Annotated in this window: 1 protein-coding gene; it reads left to right on the top strand. The window is 36.0% G+C overall.

What is annotated here, in order from left to right; genetic code table 11:
- The coding region (locus BHV72_RS00220) for a hypothetical protein (RefSeq protein WP_286853307.1) at positions 1–2,265 on the top strand (2,265 nt) is incomplete at its 5' end.
- Positions 2,266–2,308 lie beyond the last annotated feature (43 nt).

Here is a 2,308-nt window from a genome sequence, read left to right as displayed (position 1 = left end):
GTGACTATCGACGGACAGAACTATACTTTGCTGCAGGAAGGTTCTGCATTCAAAGGGTTACAGACTGTAGTTTACAGAAAACAGGCTGTTGATGATGCCTATGATGTTTGTTATGCTTATAATGTGTATAATACAGATAATGAATTGTTTGCAGCTGTCCCTGCTTATGCTTCTTTCAAGGTTTATCCGGGTGATTTCTCATTGGACAATGCTAAATTCTCGTTCGTTGATACATACAAATTGAGTCGTAGTGTAGAACCGGCTTTGGTATATATGGATGGTTCGGCTACTTTAGCAAACGGAGTATTGAAACTTGCCATGATACCTAATGAAGGAATAAGTGAAGGAACAGTAGTTGCAACTTCTTTAGATGTAACTATGTATGGTCAATACACTTCTGCTTCTGATTACTTTACAGTAGGAAGAACAAATGTTACTACTGATAATATCAAGAACGCATTCACTTCCACTACCGTAACAGGTAACAATTATCCGAAGATTATTACTGAAGGATGGAATGCTTATGATGGATATGATTTTGGTAAATTCAACTATCAAGGTACTTACAATGTAAATGATTCTATTGATGTTTATATTCAAAGTGCTAAGGTTTGGGTAAAAGAAACAGGTATTGTTTATGAAAAGGCTTTCAGACTGTTGGATCAGAATGAAGAATACACTTTTAAGGGTCAAACTATCAAGACTCATCAAGGTATCTTTGAACTGAAAGATAATGTCTTGTCTGTGAAATCAACTAACCAAGCTTCTGCTATTGATGAATATGCAGCTATTGAAGTAACTACTACTGTTAAGGCTCAAGAAGAAGGAATTAAAGATTATGAGATAAAGAATGTAGTATTTATCAAAGCAGTTCGTCCTGCTGTTAATCCTAACTTCTCAACTGTTGCTTTGAAACCGTTGAACGCTACAGACAACTTCACATTTACTTACAATAGTGCAAAATCTCAAGTTATCACTTTGGATGTTCGTGACTTTGAAAATGCTATCGAAGGACGTGATGTTGTTTCATATAACAATACGGTGTATTCTACTTTTGTTCAATTGTATATACCTGAATATGACACAGCCAACAAGTTGGTAGGTTATACTAACAAGTCTAGTCAATGTTTCAATTCCTTCTGGAATGTACGAAATCAAGATGTAACTGAAGTTGCTAAATATTTTGAAGATAATGCCATTGTAAATGAAGCTGTTCTCTACTATAAGAATGGTGGAAATAATGCAGATAAAGATTCTTTATTCTTAATTTTGACACCAGGTGCTGGTCAGAAACAAATCAAGAAGGCTAATTTGTTGATGGGGTCAATCTATTCATATAATAACTATGATTGGAACAGTGACTATGATATGGTGATGACCGATGGTATCAACACTCCTTACGGTGTTTACAACAAGTATGAGAATAAACTGTTCAAGGTTACAATCAACGACTTCTCTGTAACTTATACATTCGATTGTCCGATTAAGGATCAGTATAAGAACCGCATTATCATGGGTGAATGGGTTAAGAGTGGAGCAAATTACACAGACTTCATTATGCAATCTCAGGTATTTGACGAAATGTATGATGTTGTTCCTGAAGATGCTATAGTGAAATTTGATATGGCTTCAAAGAACCAGAACGCTTATGTTCAGGAAATGATGAAGAGTGGTGATATCAAGTGGGCTACTACTAACCAGATTGTATTTACTCCACGTGTAGATTTGGCTAAGGTTGGCAAACTGAAAGTTGATATTTACGATATTACAGCAGGTGATACTGATTCTAAACGTGTACTCTTCGATACAGAAGAATGGACTGTGCAAACACCGATCTTGGCATTCTCTGATGTTGTTGACTTGAAGTATAACAATCCTGCATTAGCAACTGGTGAACAAATTAATCTCTTTGATTTGATTAATGGCTTGAAAGTTGCTGCTGACAAGAAGAAATGGACAGATTTGACTTTGAAAGATGCTGTTGGTAATAAGTTGGTAGTATATGATGGAGCCAATGATCTTGCTAAAGCAGAACCTATTGCAGCTACATTGTATCAGAAGGACTCTGAATCTACAGGTGTTAAAGTTGATATCTCTGAAGCAGACAAGGCTGAATACAGCTATGCTAACGGTATCCTTACTTGGAATGGCGAACCTACAGGTACTGTTTATGAGCATGATGTTCAATTCATCATCACTTATACTCACGACTGGGGTGTTGTAACCAAGACATTCAAGGTAACTGTAACAAGAAAAGTACAGTAAACATTCGGGCTAAGATAGAAAGTATAGTTTAAATTTGATATGC

Source organism: Bacteroides sp. 43_46 (genome assembly GCF_001915455.1).
Classification (GTDB): Bacteria; Bacteroidota; Bacteroidia; order Bacteroidales; family Bacteroidaceae; genus Bacteroides; species Bacteroides caccae.
This window is presented reverse-complemented; position numbering and strand designations above follow the sequence as displayed.